The organism is Janthinobacterium sp. GL_088, assembly GCF_057837845.1.
Genome location: NZ_CM174453.1, coordinates 6,173,987 through 6,193,328, shown reverse-complemented (window position 1 = coordinate 6,193,328; position 19,342 = coordinate 6,173,987). Strand labels below are relative to the sequence as shown.

At 60.7% G+C, this 19,342-nt stretch carries 20 protein-coding genes; 14 read left to right on the top strand and 6 right to left on the bottom strand.

Going from position 1 to position 19,342, the window contains the following annotated elements; genetic code table 11:
• Positions 1–62: 62 nt before the first annotated feature.
• Entirely contained in the window at positions 63–932 is an 870-nt protein-coding gene (locus AC3IQ7_RS27705; protein ID WP_099376336.1) for a head GIN domain-containing protein, read from the bottom strand.
• Positions 933–1,301: 369 nt separating this feature from the next.
• On the opposite strand from AC3IQ7_RS27705, the gene AC3IQ7_RS27700 reads away from it, so the two are divergent.
• From AC3IQ7_RS27700 to AC3IQ7_RS27685, 4 genes are all read left to right on the top strand, one after another.
• A complete protein-coding gene (locus AC3IQ7_RS27700) occupies positions 1,302–1,952 on the top strand; it encodes a TetR/AcrR family transcriptional regulator (protein ID WP_034788763.1) in 651 nt (216 codons plus the stop codon).
• Between the two features lie 168 nt (positions 1,953–2,120).
• A complete protein-coding gene (locus tag AC3IQ7_RS27695; RefSeq protein ID WP_034788761.1) occupies positions 2,121–2,771 on the top strand; it encodes a protein-L-isoaspartate O-methyltransferase family protein in 651 nt (216 codons plus the stop codon).
• Between the two features lie 13 nt (positions 2,772–2,784).
• Positions 2,785–3,108, top strand: coding sequence for a rhodanese-like domain-containing protein (locus AC3IQ7_RS27690; protein ID WP_034745954.1), 324 nt, complete (start codon positions 2,785–2,787; stop codon positions 3,106–3,108).
• A 141-nt stretch (positions 3,109–3,249) separates the two neighbouring features.
• A complete protein-coding gene (locus tag AC3IQ7_RS27685; protein ID WP_099376337.1) occupies positions 3,250–4,590 on the top strand; it encodes a TolC family outer membrane protein in 1,341 nt (446 codons plus the stop codon).
• A gap of 69 nt (positions 4,591–4,659) precedes the next feature.
• On the opposite strand, the gene AC3IQ7_RS27680 is transcribed toward AC3IQ7_RS27685, so the two are convergent.
• Positions 4,660–5,127 carry a DMT family transporter gene (locus AC3IQ7_RS27680; protein WP_219308336.1) on the bottom strand — a complete coding sequence of 156 codons (468 nt, stop codon included), beginning with the start codon at positions 5,125–5,127 and terminating at the stop codon, positions 4,660–4,662.
• A gap of 92 nt (positions 5,128–5,219) precedes the next feature.
• On the opposite strand from AC3IQ7_RS27680, the gene AC3IQ7_RS27675 reads away from it, so the two are divergent.
• Entirely contained in the window at positions 5,220–6,125 is a 906-nt protein-coding gene (locus tag AC3IQ7_RS27675) for a LysR substrate-binding domain-containing protein (protein WP_489207880.1), read from the top strand.
• 4 nt (positions 6,126–6,129) lie between these two features.
• On the opposite strand, the gene gloA is transcribed toward AC3IQ7_RS27675, so the two are convergent.
• The 3 genes from gloA to AC3IQ7_RS27660 form a co-directional block, all read right to left on the bottom strand.
• A complete protein-coding gene (gene gloA, locus AC3IQ7_RS27670) occupies positions 6,130–6,537 on the bottom strand; it encodes a lactoylglutathione lyase (RefSeq protein WP_099376339.1) in 408 nt (135 codons plus the stop codon).
• 112 nt (positions 6,538–6,649) lie between these two features.
• Positions 6,650–7,072 (bottom strand): OsmC family protein, encoded by a 423-nt coding sequence (locus AC3IQ7_RS27665; protein ID WP_099376340.1) that lies wholly within the window; start codon positions 7,070–7,072, stop codon positions 6,650–6,652.
• Between the two features lie 150 nt (positions 7,073–7,222).
• The gene (locus AC3IQ7_RS27660) at positions 7,223–7,489 is read right to left on the bottom strand and encodes a hypothetical protein (protein ID WP_099376341.1); all 267 of its coding nucleotides are present in this window, start codon (positions 7,487–7,489) and stop codon (positions 7,223–7,225) included.
• A gap of 256 nt (positions 7,490–7,745) precedes the next feature.
• On the opposite strand from AC3IQ7_RS27660, the gene AC3IQ7_RS27655 reads away from it, so the two are divergent.
• From AC3IQ7_RS27655 to can, 7 genes are all read left to right on the top strand, one after another.
• A complete protein-coding gene (locus tag AC3IQ7_RS27655; protein ID WP_233515979.1) occupies positions 7,746–8,702 on the top strand; it encodes an NAD kinase in 957 nt (318 codons plus the stop codon).
• 48 nt (positions 8,703–8,750) lie between these two features.
• Positions 8,751–10,418: a DNA repair protein RecN gene (recN, locus tag AC3IQ7_RS27650; protein WP_322425964.1), complete on the top strand. Its 1,668-nt coding sequence runs from the start codon at positions 8,751–8,753 to the stop codon at positions 10,416–10,418.
• Between the two features lie 149 nt (positions 10,419–10,567).
• Positions 10,568–11,677, top strand: coding sequence for a ferrochelatase (gene hemH, locus AC3IQ7_RS27645; RefSeq protein ID WP_099376343.1), 1,110 nt, complete (start codon positions 10,568–10,570; stop codon positions 11,675–11,677).
• A gap of 342 nt (positions 11,678–12,019) precedes the next feature.
• A complete protein-coding gene (gene grpE / locus AC3IQ7_RS27640; RefSeq protein ID WP_034788734.1) occupies positions 12,020–12,556 on the top strand; it encodes a nucleotide exchange factor GrpE in 537 nt (178 codons plus the stop codon).
• Positions 12,557–12,647: 91 nt separating this feature from the next.
• On the top strand, positions 12,648–14,591 hold the full coding sequence (dnaK, locus tag AC3IQ7_RS27635; RefSeq protein WP_034745982.1) for a molecular chaperone DnaK: 1,944 nt from the start codon (positions 12,648–12,650) through the stop codon (positions 14,589–14,591).
• Positions 14,592–14,753: 162 nt separating this feature from the next.
• Entirely contained in the window at positions 14,754–15,887 is a 1,134-nt protein-coding gene (gene dnaJ, locus AC3IQ7_RS27630; protein WP_034745985.1) for a molecular chaperone DnaJ, read from the top strand.
• A 136-nt stretch (positions 15,888–16,023) separates the two neighbouring features.
• Positions 16,024–16,695, top strand: coding sequence for a carbonate dehydratase (gene can / locus AC3IQ7_RS27625; RefSeq protein WP_035822585.1), 672 nt, complete (start codon positions 16,024–16,026; stop codon positions 16,693–16,695).
• A gap of 18 nt (positions 16,696–16,713) precedes the next feature.
• Here can and AC3IQ7_RS27620 read toward each other — a convergent pair whose 3' ends face one another.
• Positions 16,714–17,199: a tetratricopeptide repeat protein gene (locus AC3IQ7_RS27620; RefSeq protein WP_099376344.1), complete on the bottom strand. Its 486-nt coding sequence runs from the start codon at positions 17,197–17,199 to the stop codon at positions 16,714–16,716.
• 211 nt (positions 17,200–17,410) lie between these two features.
• Between AC3IQ7_RS27620 and AC3IQ7_RS27615 the strand changes: the two genes are divergently transcribed.
• Together AC3IQ7_RS27615 and AC3IQ7_RS27610 are read left to right on the top strand one after the other, a co-directional pair.
• Positions 17,411–18,295, top strand: coding sequence for a TauD/TfdA dioxygenase family protein (locus tag AC3IQ7_RS27615; RefSeq protein ID WP_489207878.1), 885 nt, complete (start codon positions 17,411–17,413; stop codon positions 18,293–18,295).
• A 33-nt stretch (positions 18,296–18,328) separates the two neighbouring features.
• Complete coding sequence (locus AC3IQ7_RS27610; RefSeq protein WP_416208688.1) at positions 18,329–19,342, top strand: ABC transporter substrate-binding protein; 1,014 nt, start codon at positions 18,329–18,331, stop codon at positions 19,340–19,342.

Here is a 19,342-nt window from a genome sequence, read left to right as displayed (position 1 = left end):
AGGCGAACGGGTGAGGAGCCGACAGTATAGCAAGCCGGCTCCCATGCGTCGCCAGGGCGCGTTTAGCGCACGATGCTGACGCGCTTGCCCGACAAAGTGCGGCGGGCTGGATCGCCATGCACGGTGATGCGGCCGGAACCGCTGGCGCGGGCGTTGACTTCATTCTCGACGGTGACGTCGATGTCGCCGGAGCCGTTGCTCGCCAGATAGGCAACATCGCTGCGCAGGGCCGCCAGGTTGACATCGCCCGAACCATTCACGTTGGCGTCGAGGCGCTGCACGACGCCGTTGGCGCTGATGCTGCCCGAGCCGTTGACGGCCACGTTGATGCGCTCGCCGCGCACGCTGCCCAACTGGATGTTGCCTGAACCGTTCTGCACCGCGTCCGTGTTGCCGCTGGAGAGGGCCGCCGCATTGATGCTGCCCGAGCCATTGTTGGCCACGTCGAAGCGTCCCACCGTGCCTGACAGTTCGCTCTTCATCGATCCGCGCTGCTCCAGGCTGAAATCGTCGCCATTGAGGCCGCTGACCACCAGGCGGCCCGAGCCGGAGATATTGATTTTCTTCAATTGCGGCGTCGTATAGATGACGTGGATGCCATTGCTGCTGCGAATGTTCGTATCGCTCCAGAGGCGCAGGGTATTGCCGCTCACGTCGCTGTGGATCTGCGGCTGCAGATTGCTGTCCGCTTCGATCACCAGCGATGCCGTCGGGCCGACGCGCACGTCGATCTTAATGTCGATGCGCTTCATGTTGTCGATGTCGAGCGCGCTGATGTTGCTGACCTGGCGCACGTCGCGGCTCACTTGCCCGTTGCCCTGGATGGCATTGCCGCTTGAATCGGCATAGCGCACTTCGCCATCGTTGGGGTTGATGACGATGGCGCAACCGCCAAGAGCAACGGCACAGCACAGGGCCAGCAAGGTACGCATGGTGTTTCCTTTATGATTGTTTTAAGTAAGTACCAAGAATTTATGCGTACTTGCTTAGTTCAGGACAAGAAAAAAGCCGGCTGCCGCGCCGCGGCTGCCGTGCTGTCGATAGCAAGGTAGCAAATCCGACACGCTTGCTGAGTGGAAATGCGATGAACTGCGCAAAACGGGGCCTGAAACGCATTCTGGTTCACCCGGCGCCACAGGTCCGGTGCCAGAGGAGCTGTCGCCAGCGCCCGCACGGAGCGTACAATACCTGTGCTCGGCGTGCCGGGCGGTGCCCCGCGTCGCGCCAGTGGCCAGCGCTTGACCTTGACGGCAGACCGGTCTACCATTAATGACTCAAAAGTAAGTTACTTGGAAAGACACATGCAAGCCCCGATTGATACCAAGCCCCGCTGGGAGCGGCGCAAGGATGCCCGCCCGCAGGAATTGCTCGCCGCCGCCCTCGACCTGTTTGTCGAACGGGGCTTCGCATCGACGCGCCTGGAGGATGTGGCCAAGCGGGCCGGCGTGTCGAAAGGCACGCTGTACCTGTACTTTGAGAACAAGCAAGAGCTGTTCAAGGCCGTGGTGCGCGACAATATCGTGCAGTCGATCGGCGAGGCGGAAGACAGCATGGCCGCCTCGGACAGCAGCAGCGCCGAGTTGTTGCGCAAGGTGATGATGCAATGGTGGGAAGAGTTCGGCGCCACCAAGCTGGCCGGTTTGACCAAGCTGATGCTGGCCGAAGCGAACAATTTCCCGGAGCTGGCGCAGTTTTACAACGAAGAAGTCGTCACGCGCGGCAATGGGTTGATCGTCAGTCTGCTCGAGCGGGGCATGCAGCGCGGCGAATTCCGCCAGGTCGATCCCGTGCTGGTCAGCACCATCCTCAGCGCGCCCGTCACCATGCTGATGATGTGGACGCACTCCTTCCTGCCGTGCGAGGTCAAGAACATCGATCCGATCGCCTACATGGATGCCTTTATCGACATGAGTTTGCGCAGCTTGCAGGTGGAGGCGCCCGGGAAAAGTTGACATGCGGAGCTTGCCTCTACCGTTCAGTTGCCCCTTTCCAAGGTTCGCCCCCCCAAATCTGCAGATCGTCGCAAATTTCCTCCATTCCCCGCCTTTATGGTTAACATGTGCTTTCAGCCAGTTCAACGATAAAATGGCGGATTATTACTTCACTTACCGAGTCCAAAGATGAATATCGAACAAGCCCGCTTCAATATGATCGAACAGCAGATCCGTCCATGGGACGTACTGGATATCGACGTATTGGAGCTGTTGAACGTGGTCAAGCGTGAAGATTTCGTGCCGGCCGCCTATAAAAACCTGGCCTTCGTCGATACCGAAATTCCACTGGGCGGCGGCGAATGCATGTTGACGCCGAAGCTGGAAGCGCGCATTTTGCAAGACGTAGCCGTCAAAAAGCATGAAAATGTGCTGGAAATCGGCACCGGCAGCGGCTACATGGCCGCTTTGCTGGCGCACAAGGCACGTCATGTGACGAGCGTGGAAATCGTTCCCCAATTGAAAACCCTGGCCGAGCAGACCCTGGCCGCCAACGGCGTGACGAACGTCACCGTGGAACTGGGCGACGGCGCGCAAGGCTGGAGCAAGGGCGCACCGTACGACGTGATCGTCGTGTCCGGCGCCCTGGCCGTGTTGCCGGAAGCACTGTTGCAACAAGTGAAAGTCGGCGGCCGCATCCTGGCCATCATCGGCGAAGCGCCGATCATGTCGGCGCATTTGATCACGCGCAGCTCGGACAAGGCTTACGACACGCGCAAGCTGTTTGAAACCAATGTCACGCCGCTGCAAGCCGTGGCACCGTCGCATTTCCAGTTCTGAGGCGACCGATTCGATGGAGCATTTGAGTGCACCGCAGCTGGCCGCCTGGCTGGCTGACCCTTCCCGCCCGCGTCCGCTGTTGCTGGATGTGCGGGAACAGTGGGAGTTCGACCTGTGCCACCTCGACGGGGCCACCCTGATGCAGATGAATTCGATTCCTGCGCGCATCGATGACCTCGATGAAGACGCCGAGATCGTTTGCATTTGCCATCACGGCATGCGCAGCATGCAAGTGGCGGCCTTCCTGGAGCGCAATGGTTTTGGCAAGATCAGTAATTTGACGGGCGGCGTGCATGCCTGGGCGCTGCAAGTCGACAGCGCAATGCCTAAATACTAAGTTATTTTGCAGTAGATGCACCCAGGCATGTTTTCCTGCATGCCTGCGGAGGCCTGTACCCCGCTCACCCGGCGGGCGCAGGGCAAGCGGTAGCAGATTTTTGATTCCATCAACTTTTGACGACTCCAACGGAGAAATGCAATGCGGAAACCCCTTATCGCCGTGCTGATGACCAGCGCCTTTGTCTCGATGACATACTCGCTGCAAGCGCAGGCGGCCGATCTCATCCAGGTGTACCAGCAGGCGCTGGCCAATGACGCGCAGTATGCCAGCGCGCGTGCGGCCCTGTCGGCCGGGATGGAGCGGGTTCCGCAGGGGCTGGCCGGCTTGCTGCCGCAAGTTGCCGCGTCGGGAACGAACACGCGCGGCAATACCGAGCAGATCGTCCAGAACAATGGCGGCAACAAGATCACCTCGCCGTCCGTGAACATGCGTACGAATAGCTACAACCTGACCCTGACGCAGCCGCTGTTCCGCTGGGACCGTTGGGAAACCTATCAGCAAAGCAAGCTGGCGCAAGCGATTGCGGAAGCGCAATTTGCACAAGTCCAGCAAGATCTGATCACCCGCGTGGCGCAGGCGTATTTCGACGTGCTGAGCGCGCAGGACAACCTGGGCGCCACGCAGGCGCAAAAGGTCGCCACGACGGAGCAGCTGGCATCGGCCAAGCGCAACTTCGAAGTCGGCACGCAAACGATTACCGACACGCACGAAGCGCAGGCGGCCTACGATCTGGTGGTGGCGCAGGAATTTGCCGCCATCAATGACCTGGCCAACAAGCGCAGCGCCTTGCAAACCATCATCGGCGAAGCGCCGACCACCCTGGCGCCGATGCGCGCGGGCGTCGTCATCAGCGCGCCGGAACCGGCCGCCGTCGAGCCGTGGGTGTCATCCGCCGAAGAGCAGAATTACAGCGTCGTCACGGCCCAGTTCAATGTGGAATCGGCCAAGCGCGACATCGGCCGCAACCGCGCCGGCCACTACCCGACCCTGGACCTGATCGCCAACACGGGCCATACCTATTCCTCGGGTGGCGGCAACGGCAACGGCAATAACAACAATGCCATCGGCGTGCAGTGGAGCATCCCGATCTTCAGCGGCTTTGCCGTCACCAGCAAGGTGCGCGAATCGATCGCGCTGGAAAACAAGGCCCGCAATGACCTGGAAACGGCACGCCGCACGGCCTCGCAAGGCGCGCGCCAGGCTTTCCTCGGCGTCAACAGCGGGCTGGCGCAAGTCAAGGCGCTGGAAGCGGCGGAAGTGTCGAGCAAGTCGGCACTGGAGTCGAACCAGCTCGGCTATCAAGTGGGCGTGCGCATCAATATCGACGTTTTGAATGCGCAGAAACAATTGTTCTCGACGCAAAAAGACTTGTCGAAAGCCCGCTACGACACCATCATGAACGGCTTGCGCCTGAAGGCGGCCGCTGGCACCCTGAAGGAAACGGATTTGATGCCCGTCAACGCCTTGCTCGACAAGTAAGCGCGGCCTTGCCCTGAATGAAAACCAGCCCTGGCAACGGTGCTGGTTTTTTTTCGTCTTGAAGTGGTGTTACACGGCGCGGCTGTTGGCGAATTGGGTCAGCACGACACCGGCCACCACCAGCCCCGCACCGGCCCAGTGCAGCGGAGAAATGTGCTTGGCGGCAAAGCCCAGCAAGCCGTAGCGGTCGATGGCCAGCGCGGCAAGCATTTGCCCGCCGATGACGGCCGCCATGAAGGGGCCGGAACCCATGCGCGGCGCCAGCATCAGCGCGGCCGTAATGTAAAACACGCCGGCCGCGCCGCCCAGCCAGGACCAGCCCGGTCCCCGCATGGCGAGACCGACATCGGGCGCCGGTACCCGCCAGACCAGCATCACCAGTGAGGCGAGCACGGCGCTGACGGCCAGCGAGGCGAGCGTGGCCCACAGCGGGTGGCCCAGATTGCGGCCAAGCGCGGCATTCGCGCCCGCCTGGAAGGGGACGACGGCGCCGGCCAGCATGGCCAGCGGGGCAAATACGGTGATCCATCCATGCATGTGTGACTCCATCACTTTGAGTTGATGGAATCATCGTATTATGCTGTCATGATTAAATCCAATTCGTAGTTTGTCATCCAACTATGCACCAAATGAATAATCTGCGCGCTGTCGATTTGAACTTGCTGGTGATCCTGGAAGCGTTGCTCAGCGAGCGCCATTTGTCGCGCGCGGCGGAGCGCTTGCACATGAGCCAGCCTGCCGTCAGTCATGCGCTGGCCCGCTTGCGCCATCTGCTCGACGATCCGCTGCTGCTGCGCGGCAAGGGCGGTTTCCAGCCGACGGCGCGCGCCCTGGAGCTGGCACGGCCGCTGGCCGAAGCGCTGCAAAGCGTGCGTTCCGTGTTGGGCGGTGCCGTCTTCGAGGCGGCCACGGCGCAGCGCGTGTTTCGCCTGGCCATGTCGGATTACGGCGCGGCGCTGATCTTGCCCCGTTTGTTGCGCCGCTTGCGCGTGGAAGCGCCCGGCATCGACCTGGCCATCAGCTATGCCAGCCGCCCGGCCGTGATCGCTGGCGTGCAGGATGGCGAGATCGACCTGGCGCTGGGCGTGTTCCCGCAATTGCCCGAGCAGTTACATAGGGAAACCTTATTCGAGGAAACGTTCGTGTGTGCGCTCGACCCGGCCAGCCTGGCGTCCGGTGAAACGTTGAGCCTGGAAACCTATCTGGCGCGCCCGCACGTGCTGGTGGCGTCCAGCGAAGGCGGCATGGTGGCCGAAGTCGACGCGGCGCTGGCCCAGCTGGGCCAGGCGCGCCGCATCGCCGTGCGTGTGCCGTACTGGACGGTGGCACCGGATGTCGTGAGGGGGACGGGCTTGATCCTGACGGTGGCGCGGCGCGCCTTGCAGGGCAGTGCCGCGCAGGGGCTGGCGCAGTACGCTGCGCCGTTTGCCATCGCGCCGTTTGCGTTTGAAGCGATACGGCATCGCCGTACGGACGGCGATGCGGGGATTGCCTGGCTGCGCGCGGCCATTGCACAGGCCGCCGAACCAGGCTGAGGTATTACAGGCCGCCGCCCTGGCCGTCGAACTTGCGCTCGATCAATTCGATCTTGTAGCCGTCGGGATCGGTGATGAAGGCGATGACCGTGTTGCCGCCTTTCACGGGACCCGGTTCGCGCGTGACGTTGCCGCCATTCGCGCGCGCCGCGTCGCATGCGGCGACGATGTCGTCGGCCGAAATGGCGATGTGGCCATACGCCGTGCCCAGCTCGTAGCTGGTGGCGCCATAGTTATACGTCAGTTCCAGTTCCGCGTGGTCGGGATTCGAGCCATAGCCGACGAAGGCCAGGGTGTACTGGTATTCCGGATTGTCGCTGGTGCGCAGCAGCGTCATGCCCAGGACCTTGGTGTAAAAATCGATGGAGCGCTGCAGGTCGCCGACCCGTAACATGGTGTGCAAAATACGCATCGTAAATCCTTGATGATGATAGGGGAATGGCAGGATTTTATGCGTTTTACGGCTTTCTTGCCGAGACCGCCCCTGCCGCCCGCTGCAACAGGGGCGGCGGACGGTGACATGATTACTCCAGATGGGCATCCAGAGTGATTTCCGTGGCCAGCAATTTGGACACGGGGCAACCGAGCTTGGCGCGCAGGGCCGCGTCCTGGAAGGCTTCTTCCGTGGCGCCGGGAATGGTGGCCACGAGGGTCAGGTGCACGGCCGTGATGGCATAGCTGCCATCGATTTTCTCCAGGCTGACGTCGGCCGTGGTTTTCAGGGCCGTGGCGCGCAGGCCGACCTCGCCCAGTTGGCCGGACAGGGCCATGGTGAAGCAGGCCGCATGGGCCGCGCCGATCAGTTCTTCCGGATTGCTGCCGGGACCGTCCTCGAAACGCGTGTTGAAACCATAGGCTACATTGTCGAGCGCGCCGCTTTGGGTGGAAATAAACCCTTTGCCATCTTTAAGGCCGCCACTCCAGACGGCTGATCCTGTTTTTTTCATGATGTACTCCTTGCGTGGTTCGAGCGTCCATCATGCGCGTGCCACCCTTGCCCTTCCGTTCGTTGTGTCACACAGGGGGCGCATGCGTGGTGCAGGGCTTGGCTGCGCCCGGCGCGTCGCCGGCAAAGTCGCGGTGCCTGACAGTTCGATTCAGCGCGCCTTCTTTGGTTCCAGCTGCGCGTCAGGGCGCGCCTGTTGCGGCGCGGCCGGCTTGACCTTTTCCACGCCGGGCTGGGCGCGGCGGTCCGTGTCGACCAGGCCCTGTTCCAGGTCGCTGGCCGCCTGTTGCATGATCTTGCGCGGGCGCACGTTTTGCGCGTCGGGCGATTCGTCGCGCTCGTGCGGCAGGCGGTCGACGCCGTCATTTTTGACTTTTTCCTCGGTATTGATCTTGCGCTCGCTATGCGGGGTAACCATATGGCCTCCTGACAGTAAAGTGAAACCAGTGTCCCGCCGCGGCAGGCCGCCTGCAAGCGGATTTGTCCAGGCAGGGAGCGCTGGCGCACGCATGGACGATTCTTTTTCTGCGCTACACTGCGTGCAACACCAAGAACGCCCCTTGCGGGCACACGGCAGCCGCACTATACTGTGCATATATACAGTGTCATGCGAAGCCGGCGTGCGATGCGACAGCCTGGGGCGGTTTGCCACCGAATTCACTACCGAGACTCTTATGCCCGTCGATACACCTGCCGAACAGCGCGCCGAACAGCCAGCCCCGGGCGAGCGCTTCAACCTGGGCGCCAAGACCATCGCCCTGGTCGTGCGCCAGAATACGGATGGCATTGCCGAGCCCGTCAAAAGCATCGTCGATTTCCTGCAAGTGCTGGGCCACACGGTGGTCTTCGAGGCCGAGACGGCCGCGCATCTGAACCTGGCGTTTCCCGGCGTGCGCGCCATGTCGCCGGCCGAGATCGGCGGCGCCGCCGATTGCGCCATCGTCATGGGCGGCGACGGTACCATGCTGGGCATTGCGCGCCAGCTGGCGCCATTCGACGTACCCTTGATCGGTATCAATCAAGGGCGATTGGGTTTCATGACCGATATCCCGCTCGAGCGCATGCTGCCCGTGCTGGCGCAAATTCTCGGCGGCCGCTTCAAGGCTGAACGCCGCACCTTGCTCGAAGGCAGTGTACTGCGCGATGGTGTATCGATTCATGTCGGCATGGCCGTCAACGATGTCGTCGTTTCGCGCGGCGGCGGCGCCGGCATGGCCGAGTTGCGCGTCGAGGTCGATGGCCACTTCATGTACAACCAGCGTTCCGATGGCTTGATCATTTCCACGCCGACGGGCTCGACCGCGTATTCGCTGTCCGCCGGCGGCCCCTTGCTGCATCCGACCCTGGGCGGCATCGTGCTCGTGCCGATCGCCCCGCACGCGCTGTCGAACCGCCCCATCGTCTTGCCCGACTCCAGCCAGATCGTCGTGGAAATCGTGCGCGGGCGCGATATCAGCGTCAATTTCGACATGCAGACCTTTGCCAGCCTGGTGCAGCAAGACCGCATCCTCATCCGCCGTTCGCCGCATACGATTACCTTCCTGCATCCGGAAGGGTGGAGTTACTACAACACCCTGCGTGAAAAATTGCACTGGAATGAGTACCCGTCGGGCGAGGGCAAGCTCAGCTAACATTTTTCTCCACGCTAACCCGCGGTGCGCCGCCTAACCACAGAAGCCATGCTCCATACACTGTCCATTCGCGATTTTGTCATTGTCGATACCATTGAACTGGAATTTTCCGCCGGCTTCAGCGTGCTGACGGGCGAGACGGGCGCCGGCAAGTCCATCCTCATCGATGCGCTGACCCTGGCGCTGGGCGGGCGCGGCGACGCCAGCGTGGTGCGCGAAGGCGCGGCCAAGGCCGATATCACGGCCGATTTTTCCGTCAGCGAAGTGGCGCAAGCCTGGCTGGTGGCCAATGAATTCGCCAACGACGATGGCGGCGCTCTGCTGCGCCGCGTGATCGACAATGCGGGCCGCTCGAAGGCGTACATCAACGGCATCCCCGCCACGGCCGCGCAGCTGCGCGAACTGGGCGACATGCTGGTCGATATCCACGGCCAGCATGCGCACCAGTCCTTGCTGAAAAGCGAGGCGCAGCGCGCCTTGCTCGACGGCCAGGCGACGGCGCGCGAAGCGGGCGCGGAACAGGATGCGCGGCAAGTGGCGGCCCTGCACAAGCGTTGGCGCGCCCTCGTGCGCCAGAGAGAAGAATTCGAAACCAACGCCGCCAACGTGCTGTACGAGCGCGAACGCCTGGAATGGCAAGTGGGCGAACTGGAAAAACTGGCCGCCAAACCCGGTGAATGGACGGACATCACGAACGAGCACAGCCGCTTGTCGCACGCGGCCAGCCTGCTGGAAGGGGCACAGGAAGCCCTGTCCCTCATTTCCGAATCGGAAGACCACCCGATCGTGTCGCAACTGTCGGCCCTGAACCAGAAGCTGGGCAAGCTGGTTTCCGTCGATGCGGAATTGCAGCCCATCGTCGACCTGATCGAATCGTCGCGCATTCAATTGCAGGAATCCGTGTACGCGCTGAACAATTATCTGGACCGGGTCGAGCTGGACCCGGAGCGTCTGCACCAACTCGACGCGCGCATGGAAGCCATGCACAGCACGGCCCGCAAATTCCGCGTCACGCCCGAAGAATTGCCGGAGGAACACGCGAAGCTGTCGGAAAAGCTGCAGCACCTGGCGGACGCTTCCGATATCGAGGGCTTGCTGCGCCAGGAAGCGAAGATCGAGGCGGAATACCGCGCCGTGGCCGAGCGGTTATCAGACACGCGGCGTGCCGCCGCCCTGGAGCTGGGGCAAGCCGTCACGCGCGCCATGCAGGAGCTGAGCATGACGGGCGGCAGCTTTGAAATCGCCCTGCACCCGTGCGAACCGGCCGCCCACGGCCTGGAACAAGTGGAATTCCTCGTCGCCGGTCACGCGGGCACGGCGCCCCGCTCCCTGGCCAAGGTGGCGTCCGGCGGCGAACTGGCGCGCATCGCGCTGGCCATTTCCGTCATCACCTCGCATGCCACCACCACGCCGACCCTGATCTTCGACGAGGTCGACAGCGGCATCGGCGGCGCCGTCGCGGAAGTGGTGGGGCGCTTGCTGAAACGCCTGGGGCAGGGACGGCAAGTGCTGTGCGTGACCCATTTGCCGCAAGTGGCCAGCCAGGCGAATCAACATTTCCAGGTGGCAAAAAGCACCCTGGACAATGGCAAGACGGCCTCGCGCATCGACATGCTCGATGCCAAGGCCAGGGTGGAAGAAGTGGCGCGCATGCTGGGCGGCCTGGAAATCACGGCCACCACGCGCAAGCATGCGCGTGAACTGCTGGCAATTTAAACGCAGGCTTAAATCCGGGGTCAGACCCCGGATGCGTTAGCGCTGAGCTTGACGTTAGCGGCATTGAGGGTCTGACCCCAGCACTTCGCTGTTAACTCAATGCAACTATAATAACTGGCTAATCCATCCAACGCCTTCGAAGAGCCTTCATGTCATTTCAAACAGAACCTCCGTACACGCATGGCAGTATCGACCGCAGCGCCGTGGTGCTGGTCAACCTGGGCACGCCCGATGCGCCGACGTCGTCGGCCGTGCGGCGCTATCTGAAGCAATTTTTGTCGGATCCGCGCGTGGTGGAGATTCCCCGCATCGTCTGGTGGTTCATCTTGAACCTGATCATTTTGCCCTTCCGTTCCGGCCAGTCGGCCAAGAAATACGCGTCGATCTGGACACGCGAAGGCTCGCCCTTGAAAGTGCACACGCAAAAGCAGGCCAAGTTGCTGGCCGGCGCGCTGGCCGAGCGGGGCCACGACGGCGTGACCGTGGCCATGGCCATGCGCTACGGTTCGCCTTCCTTGCCCGACGTGCTGGCCAAGCTGAAAAGCGAAGGCTGCGAGCGCATCGCCATCCTGCCTGCCTATCCGCAATACTCGGGCACGACGACGGGTTCCATCTACGATGCCGTGTTTGCCCATTACGCCACCGTGCGCAATGTGCCGGAATTGCGTTTCATTAAGCAATATCACGAGCACGACACGTATATCGACGCCTTGCGCGACTCCGTGCTGAACCATTGGGAAGCGCATGGCCGTCCCGAAAAACTGGTGATGAGCTTTCATGGCGTCCCCAAGCGTACCTTGCTGCTCGGCGACCCCTATCATTGCCAATGCCTGAAAACGGCGCGCCTGCTGGCGGAAAGGTTGAAATTAACTAAAGAGCAATACGTGGTGACCTTCCAGTCGCGCTTTGGCAAGGCCGAATGGCTGCAGCCGTACACGGCGCCCACTCTGGTGGCGCTGGCGCAACAGGGCGTCAAGCGCGTCGACCTGCTGTGTCCTGGCTTTACCAGCGATTGCCTGGAAACGCTGGAGGAGATCGCCATGGAAGCCAAGCATGATTTCGAGACGGCCGGCGGCCAGCAGTTTCACTACATCGCTTGTCTTAACGAAACGCCAGCCTGGATCGCGGGCCTGGCAGAAATTGCGGAGCAGCACATGATTGGCTGGCCGACGATGAAGACGGCGGCGCAGCGCGAGGCGGACAAGAAGGCGGGCGAACAGGCGCGCACGGCGGCCCTGGCCCTGGGCGCGCCGCATTAAAGATAATGATTTTTGACAATTAAAAGCCGCGCTTGCGCGGCTTTGTCACGTCTGGCGCGGTCAAGGAGTTTTCCAAATAGCAACACCGCCAGTGGCGATGGCCGTGGCGGGGCTGGTAGAATGCCCGCTTTGTCGTGGGAAGCCAGGAAATCAAGGGATGTGCGCACGGATCGCTGGTCAAAATGGATAGCGTTTTGTAATACGCTGTAACATGGACCGATGTAATTCTGGTTTTGCCATGCATACCCCTTGAAACAATAGGATATAGCCCCATCTGCCCGTTAGTGTTGTAAAGATAGTTAGACTAACTCATTTAAGTCATTGATTGTAGGAGCTTTTCAGATGCAAGATCAGGAAAACCAAGCTGTACCTAATCCGCAAGCGGACGCCGCGGCGACTGCCCCATCTACTCCCGCAGAGCCTACTTTGGAAGAGCAGCTGGCGAGTACCGAAGCGCGTCTTGCAGAGATGCACGATGCCTTCATGCGCGCCAAGGCTGATGGCGAAAATATCCGCCGCCGCGCGCAGGAAGATGTTGCTAAAGCGCACAAATTCGCAGTGGAAAGCTTTGCCGAAGCCATGGTGCCGGTGAAAGACAGCCTGGAAACGGCGCTGACGGTGGAAGCACCGACCATCGAATCGCTGAAAGAAGGCGTCGAGATGACCCTGAAGCAATTGAACGCCGCGTTCGAGCGCAACCGCCTGGTGGAAGTGCTGCCAGTGCAGGGTGAAAAGCTCGATCCGATGAAACACCAGGCCGTTGCCGTGGTGCCAGCGGAGCAGGAAGCCAATACCATCGTGTCAGTCCTGCAAAAGGGCTATATGATTGCGGACCGCCTGCTGCGTCCAGCCATTGTAACGACCGCGCAAGCAAAATAATCAGAGGGCGGCATCAAGCAAGCCTTGAAACCATGCCGCTTTGCCACATATAAGAACCATCTGAAATCTAGCAAATAAAAGGAAATAAATCATGGGTAGAATTATCGGTATCGATCTGGGAACCACGAATTCCTGCGTTTCCATCATGGAAAACGGTCAACCAAAGGTAATCGAAAACGCTGAAGGCGCACGCACGACGCCGTCGATTATTGCTTATCAAGAAGATGGCGAAATTCTCGTCGGCGCGCCAGCGAAACGCCAGGCCGTGACCAATCCGAAAAACACGCTGTACGCAGTCAAGCGTCTGATCGGTCGCAAGTTCGACGAAAAAGAAGTCCAAAAAGACATCGCACTGATGCCGTACCAGATCATGAAAGCCGACAACGGCGATGCATGGATCGGCGTACGCGACAAAAAACTGGCGCCGCCGCAAATCTCGGCTGAAGTCCTGCGCAAGATGAAGAAAACGGCAGAAGACTACCTCGGTGAAGAAGTCACCGAAGCCGTCATCACCGTGCCTGCGTACTTCAACGACTCGCAGCGTCAAGCTACCAAGGATGCCGGCCGTATCGCTGGCCTGGACGTCAAGCGCATCATCAACGAGCCAACCGCGGCAGCGCTGGCGTTCGGTCTGGACAAGACCGAAAAAGGCGACCGTAAAATCGCCGTGTATGACTTGGGTGGCGGTACGTTCGACGTGTCGATCATCGAAATCGCGGATGTTGATGGCGAGAAACAATTTGAAGTGCTGTCGACCAATGGCGACACCTTCCTGGGCGGCGAAGACTTCGACCAGCGCGTCATCGATTACATCATCGACGAGTTCAAGAAGATCAACGGCATCGACCTGAAAAAAGATCCGATCGCCCTGCAGCGCATCAAGGCTTCGGCCGAGCGCGCGAAGATCGAATTGTCGTCGTCGCAACAAACCGAGATCAACGAGCCGTACATCGCCATGGCGAATGGCGCACCGGTCCACTTGAACCTGAAGATGACCCGCGCCAAGCTGGAATCCCTGGTGGAAGAGCTGATCACGGCCACGATGGAACCATGCCGCATCGCTATCAAAGATGCTGGCGTGAAAGTGTCGGACATCGATGACATCATCCTGGTCGGCGGTATGACGCGTATGCCGAAGGTGCAGGAAAAAGTGAAGGAATTCTTCGGCAAGGATCCACGCAAGGATGTGAACCCGGACGAAGCCGTCGCCGTGGGCGCAGCGATTCAAGGTTCGGTCCTGTCGGGCGAACGCAAGGACTTGCTGTTGCTGGACGTCACCCCTCTGTCTCTGGGTATCGAAACCCTGGGCGGCGTGATGACCAAGATGATTCACAAAAACACGACGATTCCGACCAAGTTCAGCCAGGTCTTCTCGACGGCCGACGACAACCAGCCTGCGGTGACCATCAAGGTCTTCCAGGGTGAGCGCGAAATCGCCGCCGGCAACAAGGGTCTGGGCGAATTCAATCTGGAAGGCATCCCGCCAGCATCGCGCGGTACGCCACAGATCGAAGTGACCTTCGACATCGACGCCAACGGCATCTTGCATGTCGGCGCGAAAGACAAGGCCACCGGCAAGGAAAACAAGATCACGATCAAGGCCAATTCCGGCTTGACCGAGGCTGAAATCCAGAAGATGGTGAAAGACGCCGAGTTGAACGCGGAAGAAGACAAGAAGGTCAAAGAATTGGCCGAGTCGCGCAACCAGGCCGATGCTCTGGTACACTCGACCCGGAAATCCTTGACCGAATACGGCGACAAGCTGGATGCGGGCGAGAAAGAGAAGATCGAAGCGGCGATCACCGACCTGGAAGCAAGCATCAAGGCGGGCGACAAGGCTGAGATCGACGCCAAGGTGGAAGCACTGTCGAGCGCATCGCAGAAACTGGGCGAAAAAATGTATGCCGACATGCAAGCGCAGCAAGCTGCCGGCGGCGCGGAAGGTGCACAGCAAGCTGCTGGCGCATCGGACGCAGGCGCCAAGCAAGACGATGTTGTTGACGCTGACTTCAAAGAAGTCAAAGACAGCAAGTAATGTCTTGCGCTCCCATGAACTGGGGGCAGCCGGGCTGAACGCTACATCGCGGGATTAGCCGCGAAGACCGGCCGAGCCGAGTCGCTGCGCCTAGCGCAGCACTCGACTCGGCTTTTTCGTGTAATTTTTACATCAGTAGATAGACTGCAAGGTGCCGACAACATGGCAAAGCGTGATTTTTACGAGACACTCGGTGTCGCAAAAAATGCTTCGGAAGAAGAGATCAAAAAGTCTTACCGTAAACTGGCGATGAAATACCATCCGGACCGTAATCCGGATAGCAAGGAATCGGAAGAAAAGTTTAAGGAAGTCAAAGAAGCCTACGAGATGCTGACCAATCCGGAAAAGCGCGATGCGTATGACCGTTATGGTCACGCTGGCGTGGACCCGAACATGGGCGGTGGTGGCGGCTTCGGCGGCGGTGCTGGCGGCTTTGCCGACAGCTTCGGCGATATCTTCGGCGACATCTTTGGCGGTGGCGGTGGACGCAGCCGCAATGCGGGGCCACAGGTGTACCGTGGCGCCGACTTGCGCTACAACCTGGAAATTACACTGGAGCAAGCTGCTCACGGCTTCGACACGACCATCCGCGTGCCGAGCTGGGACAAGTGCGACACTTGCCACGGCAGCGGCGCCAAGCCGGGCACCTCGCCAACCACCTGCGGTACCTGCGGTGGCCACGGCCAGGTGCGCATGCAGCAAGGTTTCTTCAGCATCCAGCAAACCTGCCCGAAATGCCATGGCAGCGGCAAGGTCATCACCGACCCGTGCACGCCGTGCGGCGGCGCCGGTCGCATCAAGCGCAACAAGACCCTGGAAGTGAAAATTCCAGTCGGTATCGACAACGGCATGCGTATCCGTTCGTCCGGCAACGGCGAACCGGGCACGAATGGCGGTCCGTCGGGCGACCTGTACGTGGAAATCCACATCAAGCCGCACGCCGTGTTCCAGCGTGAAGGCGACGACCTGCATTGCGAAATGCCGATCTCGTTCACCAAGGCGGCCCTGGGCGGCGAAATCGAAGTGCCTACCCTGAACGGCAAAGTGTCGTTCACGATCCCGGAAGGCACCCAGTCGGGTAAAACCTTCCGCCTGAAAGGCAAGGGCATCAAGGGCGTGCGCTCCGGTTACGCGGGCGACCTGTTCTGCCACGTGGCCATCGAAACGCCGGTGAAACTGACGGAAAAACAGAAAGACCTGCTGCGCGACTTTGAAAAGTCGACGACCGAGGGCGGTGCCAAGCACAGTCCGCAAAGCAAGACCTGGAAAGACAAGGTCAAGGATTTTTTTGAGTAAGCACACGTAATACCATGCGCCGGGATGCTTCAACATCCCGGCGTTTTTTTCATCACGACTGAACAATGTGCGCGCATCGCCGGCCTATGGGTGCGATCTGCCGCCAATTCAGTCGTACGTACACAATGGGAGCGATATGACCGAACAGAAAAATGGCCCGGCCCTGGCGGAACTGCTGCAGCGTAACCGCCGCTGGGCCGACTCGATGGTGGCGAAAGACCCGAACTTCTTCAAGAACCTGGAAGCGCAAACGTCGCCCGAATACCTGTGGATCGGCTGCTCCGACAGCCGCGTGCCCGCCAACGAACTGCTGGGCATGGCGCCTGGCGACGTGTTTGTGCACCGTAACATCGCCAATGTGGTCGTGCATTCCGACCTCAATTGCCTGTCCGTCCTGCAATTTGCCGTGGACGTGCTGAAAGTCAAACATGTCATCATCGTCGGCCATTACGGCTGCAAGGGCGTGCATGCGGCCATGACGGGCACGCGCATCGGCCTGGTCGATAACTGGCTGCGCCACGTGCAGGACGTGGGCCAGAAGCACGAACGCTACCTGGGCGACGTGCTGACCAGCCGCCAGCGCGGCGACCGCCTGTGCGAACTGAACGTCGTCGAACAAGTCTTGAATGTGTGTCAGACCACCGTCGTGCAAGATGCGTGGGAACGGGGCCAGGAACTCAGCGTCCATGGCTGGGTCTATGGCTTGAAAGATGGCTTGCTAAACGACCTGGAAGTGACCGTCACGGCCGGCCATGAACTGGCGCCGCGCATGGCGACCCGCCTGGCCCGCTACGAAGCAATAGCGTAAACGATGCTGGCGCCGTGCTTACGGCGCCGCATTGTCCAGGCGGCCCAGGTAATCGGCCGCCTCCCGCACGCCCTCCTGCGCCGCCTGGCGCAGCCAGGTTCTGGCCTGGGGAATGTCTTGCGGCGTGCCCCGGCCTTCGGCCAGCGCCACACCATAGTGGTAGCGCGCCAGCCGCGCATAGGCCGCGTCGTCATTCGTATGCGCACCGCGCCGCATCAGCGCCGTCGCCTGCTCCAGGTCTTTAGGCACGCCGATGCCCGTTTCATACAGCTGGGCCAGCCAAATCATCGAATACACATCGTTCCAGCGCCGGATGCAATCTTCAAAGATGGCGACGGCGGCCGCATGGTCGCCCGTCTTGTCGGCCGCGTAGCCGTACAAACACTTGATGCGCTTGTCGCTGTGCACATAGGCTTTGTAGCTGAGATCACTTTCACCTTCGCTATTTTGCGCGTGGACGACAGCAGGGAACAGCAAGGCGAGCAGCAGGGCATAGGTGGGCATGGCTTTCCTGGACGATGGTTAAAAATTGGTAGATAAGCAAGTTTCGTGCTAGCTCCGTTCCCCGGCAAAGCCGGCGCAGTTGCGCCATTGCGTGGCAGCCTGTGTGGCAACCTGGCGCAACGCGCCGCGCATATCCATATAGTAAATGCTTCGTTTGCAAGCAAGGCTGGCCGACATACAGTGGACTTCCCCTGACTCTAGTCGAATTCCCATGTCGGCCGTCCTGAAACCCGTGCAGTCCACCAGCCATTTTCGTATCGAGACATTCGATGCGCCCTTGGGCGCGCAAGTGCTGGGGCTGGACCTGGCGCAGCCGCTCTCACTGGGCGACTTCCAGCGCCTGCACCATGCCCACCTCGACCATCACGTGCTGGTGTTCCGCGACCAGCGCATCACGCCGCGGCAGCAAGTTGATTTCAGCCGCCGCTTCGGCCCGCTGCAAATCCACGTGCTGCGCCAGTTCCAGTTGCCTACGCAGCCGGAAGTGCTGATCATCTCGAACATCGTCAAGGATGGCCAGCCCATCGGCCTGGGCGACGCCGGCCATTTCTGGCATTCCGACCTGTCGTACAAGGAAGTGCCCAGCCTCGGTTCCATGCTGCATGCGCAAGAGTTGCCGCAGGACGGTGGCGATACCGTGTTTGCGAATATGCACCTGGCGTGGGAAAGCTTGCCGGCCGCGCTGCGCCATGCCGTACGCGGCGCCCGTGCCGAGCACAGCTATCTGAGCCAGTATGAGGAATTGCGCCGCCGCAACCCATGGCGTCCTGCCCTGACGCAGGCGCAGATCGATGAAGTCACACCCGTCAGCCATCCCGTGGTGCGCGTGCACCCGGAAACGGGACGCCGCGCCCTGTTTGTCAGCGAACATTTCACCACGCGTATCGTCGGCTTGCCCGACGACGAAAGCCGCGCCCTGCTCGACGAACTGTTTGCCCACAGCGTGCGCCCGGAGCACCTGTATGTGCACCGCTGGCAGCCATACGACCTGGTGTTCTGGGACAACCGTTCCCTGATGCATCTGGCGACGGGGTGCCCGCCCGAGCAGCGCCGAAAACTGTATCGCACCACGATTGAAGGCGATGCGCCCTACTGATTTTTCCCTGTAAGCCTGACCCAAGGAGTGTCCATGTTGCCGATCGTTAGTTTTTCCCGCCGCCTGCTTGCCGCCATCGCCGTGCTGTGCATGGCCATGCCCATGGCCCGGGCAGAAGGTCAGATCCGCATCGCGGGCCAGCATGGCATCACCTTCTTGCTGCTCAATATTGCGCAGGAACAAAAGCTGATTGAAAAGCATGGCAAGCAGCAGGGCGTCGATGTCAAAGTCGAGTGGATCACCCTGTCCGGCGGGCCGGCCATCAATGACGCTTTGTTATCGGGCAATATCGATATCGCGGGGGCTGGGCTGGGGCCGTTGCTGACCATCTGGGACCGCACCAAGGGAAGGCAGAACGTGCGTGGCGTGGCCTCGCTGGGCAACTTCCCCTACTATTTGGTCAGCAATAATCCCAAGGTGAAAACCCTGGCGGACCTGACGGACAAGGATCGCATCGCCTTGCCTGCCGTTTCCGTTTCCGTGCAGGCGCGCATCCTGCAAATGGCGGTGGCGAAGCAGTGGGGCGACAAGGAATTCGCCCGCCTCGATAAAATCACGCAAACCTTGCCACACCCGGACGCGGCGGCCGCCATCATCGCCGGCGGCACGGAGTTGACAGGCCACTTCGGCAATTCGCCGTTCCAGGAACAGGAACTGGCGCAAAACCCGAACGCCCACATCATCCTGAACTCGTACGACGTGCAAGGCGGACCCAGCTCGTCGACTCTGCTGTATGCGACGGAAAAGTATCGCAAGGACAATCCGAAAACTTACCGCGCCTTCATCGCCGCCCTGGCGGAAGCGGCGCAGTATGCGAGCAGCAATCCGCAAGGCGCGGCCGACATCTATATCAAGGTGAATAAAAGCAAGGTGGACCGCAATCTGCTGTTGAAAATCTTTGCCAACCCGCAAGTGCAATTCAAGATCGCGCCGCAAAATACCTATGGCCTGGCGCAATTCCTGCACCGCGTGAGCGCCATCCGCAACTTGCCCGACAGCTGGCGCGATTATTTCTTTGACGATCCTGCCATCACGCAAGGAGGCTGA

Coding starts and splice junctions, on each gene's coding strand:
- AC3IQ7_RS27620 (WP_099376344.1), bottom strand. CDS start 17,199: ATGCCCACCTATGCCCTGCTGCTCGCCTTGCTGTTCCCTGCTGTCGTC.
- recN (WP_322425964.1), top strand. CDS start 8,751: ATGCTCCATACACTGTCCATTCGCGATTTTGTCATTGTCGATACCATT.
- AC3IQ7_RS27665 (WP_099376340.1), bottom strand. CDS start 7,072: ATGAAAAAAACAGGATCAGCCGTCTGGAGTGGCGGCCTTAAAGATGGC.
- AC3IQ7_RS27695 (WP_034788761.1), top strand. CDS start 2,121: ATGAATATCGAACAAGCCCGCTTCAATATGATCGAACAGCAGATCCGT.
- dnaJ (WP_034745985.1), top strand. CDS start 14,754: ATGGCAAAGCGTGATTTTTACGAGACACTCGGTGTCGCAAAAAATGCT.
- AC3IQ7_RS27660 (WP_099376341.1), bottom strand. CDS start 7,489: ATGGTTACCCCGCATAGCGAGCGCAAGATCAATACCGAGGAAAAAGTC.
- dnaK (WP_034745982.1), top strand. CDS start 12,648: ATGGGTAGAATTATCGGTATCGATCTGGGAACCACGAATTCCTGCGTT.
- AC3IQ7_RS27675 (WP_489207880.1), top strand. CDS start 5,220: ATGAATAATCTGCGCGCTGTCGATTTGAACTTGCTGGTGATCCTGGAA.
- AC3IQ7_RS27680 (WP_219308336.1), bottom strand. CDS start 5,127: ATGCATGGATGGATCACCGTATTTGCCCCGCTGGCCATGCTGGCCGGC.
- AC3IQ7_RS27615 (WP_489207878.1), top strand. CDS start 17,411: ATGTCGGCCGTCCTGAAACCCGTGCAGTCCACCAGCCATTTTCGTATC.
- AC3IQ7_RS27700 (WP_034788763.1), top strand. CDS start 1,302: ATGCAAGCCCCGATTGATACCAAGCCCCGCTGGGAGCGGCGCAAGGAT.
- grpE (WP_034788734.1), top strand. CDS start 12,020: ATGCAAGATCAGGAAAACCAAGCTGTACCTAATCCGCAAGCGGACGCC.
- AC3IQ7_RS27685 (WP_099376337.1), top strand. CDS start 3,250: ATGCGGAAACCCCTTATCGCCGTGCTGATGACCAGCGCCTTTGTCTCG.
- AC3IQ7_RS27705 (WP_099376336.1), bottom strand. CDS start 932: ATGCGTACCTTGCTGGCCCTGTGCTGTGCCGTTGCTCTTGGCGGTTGC.
- AC3IQ7_RS27610 (WP_416208688.1), top strand. CDS start 18,329: ATGTTGCCGATCGTTAGTTTTTCCCGCCGCCTGCTTGCCGCCATCGCC.
- AC3IQ7_RS27690 (WP_034745954.1), top strand. CDS start 2,785: ATGGAGCATTTGAGTGCACCGCAGCTGGCCGCCTGGCTGGCTGACCCT.
- can (WP_035822585.1), top strand. CDS start 16,024: ATGACCGAACAGAAAAATGGCCCGGCCCTGGCGGAACTGCTGCAGCGT.
- AC3IQ7_RS27655 (WP_233515979.1), top strand. CDS start 7,746: ATGCCCGTCGATACACCTGCCGAACAGCGCGCCGAACAGCCAGCCCCG.
- hemH (WP_099376343.1), top strand. CDS start 10,568: ATGTCATTTCAAACAGAACCTCCGTACACGCATGGCAGTATCGACCGC.
- gloA (WP_099376339.1), bottom strand. CDS start 6,537: ATGCGTATTTTGCACACCATGTTACGGGTCGGCGACCTGCAGCGCTCC.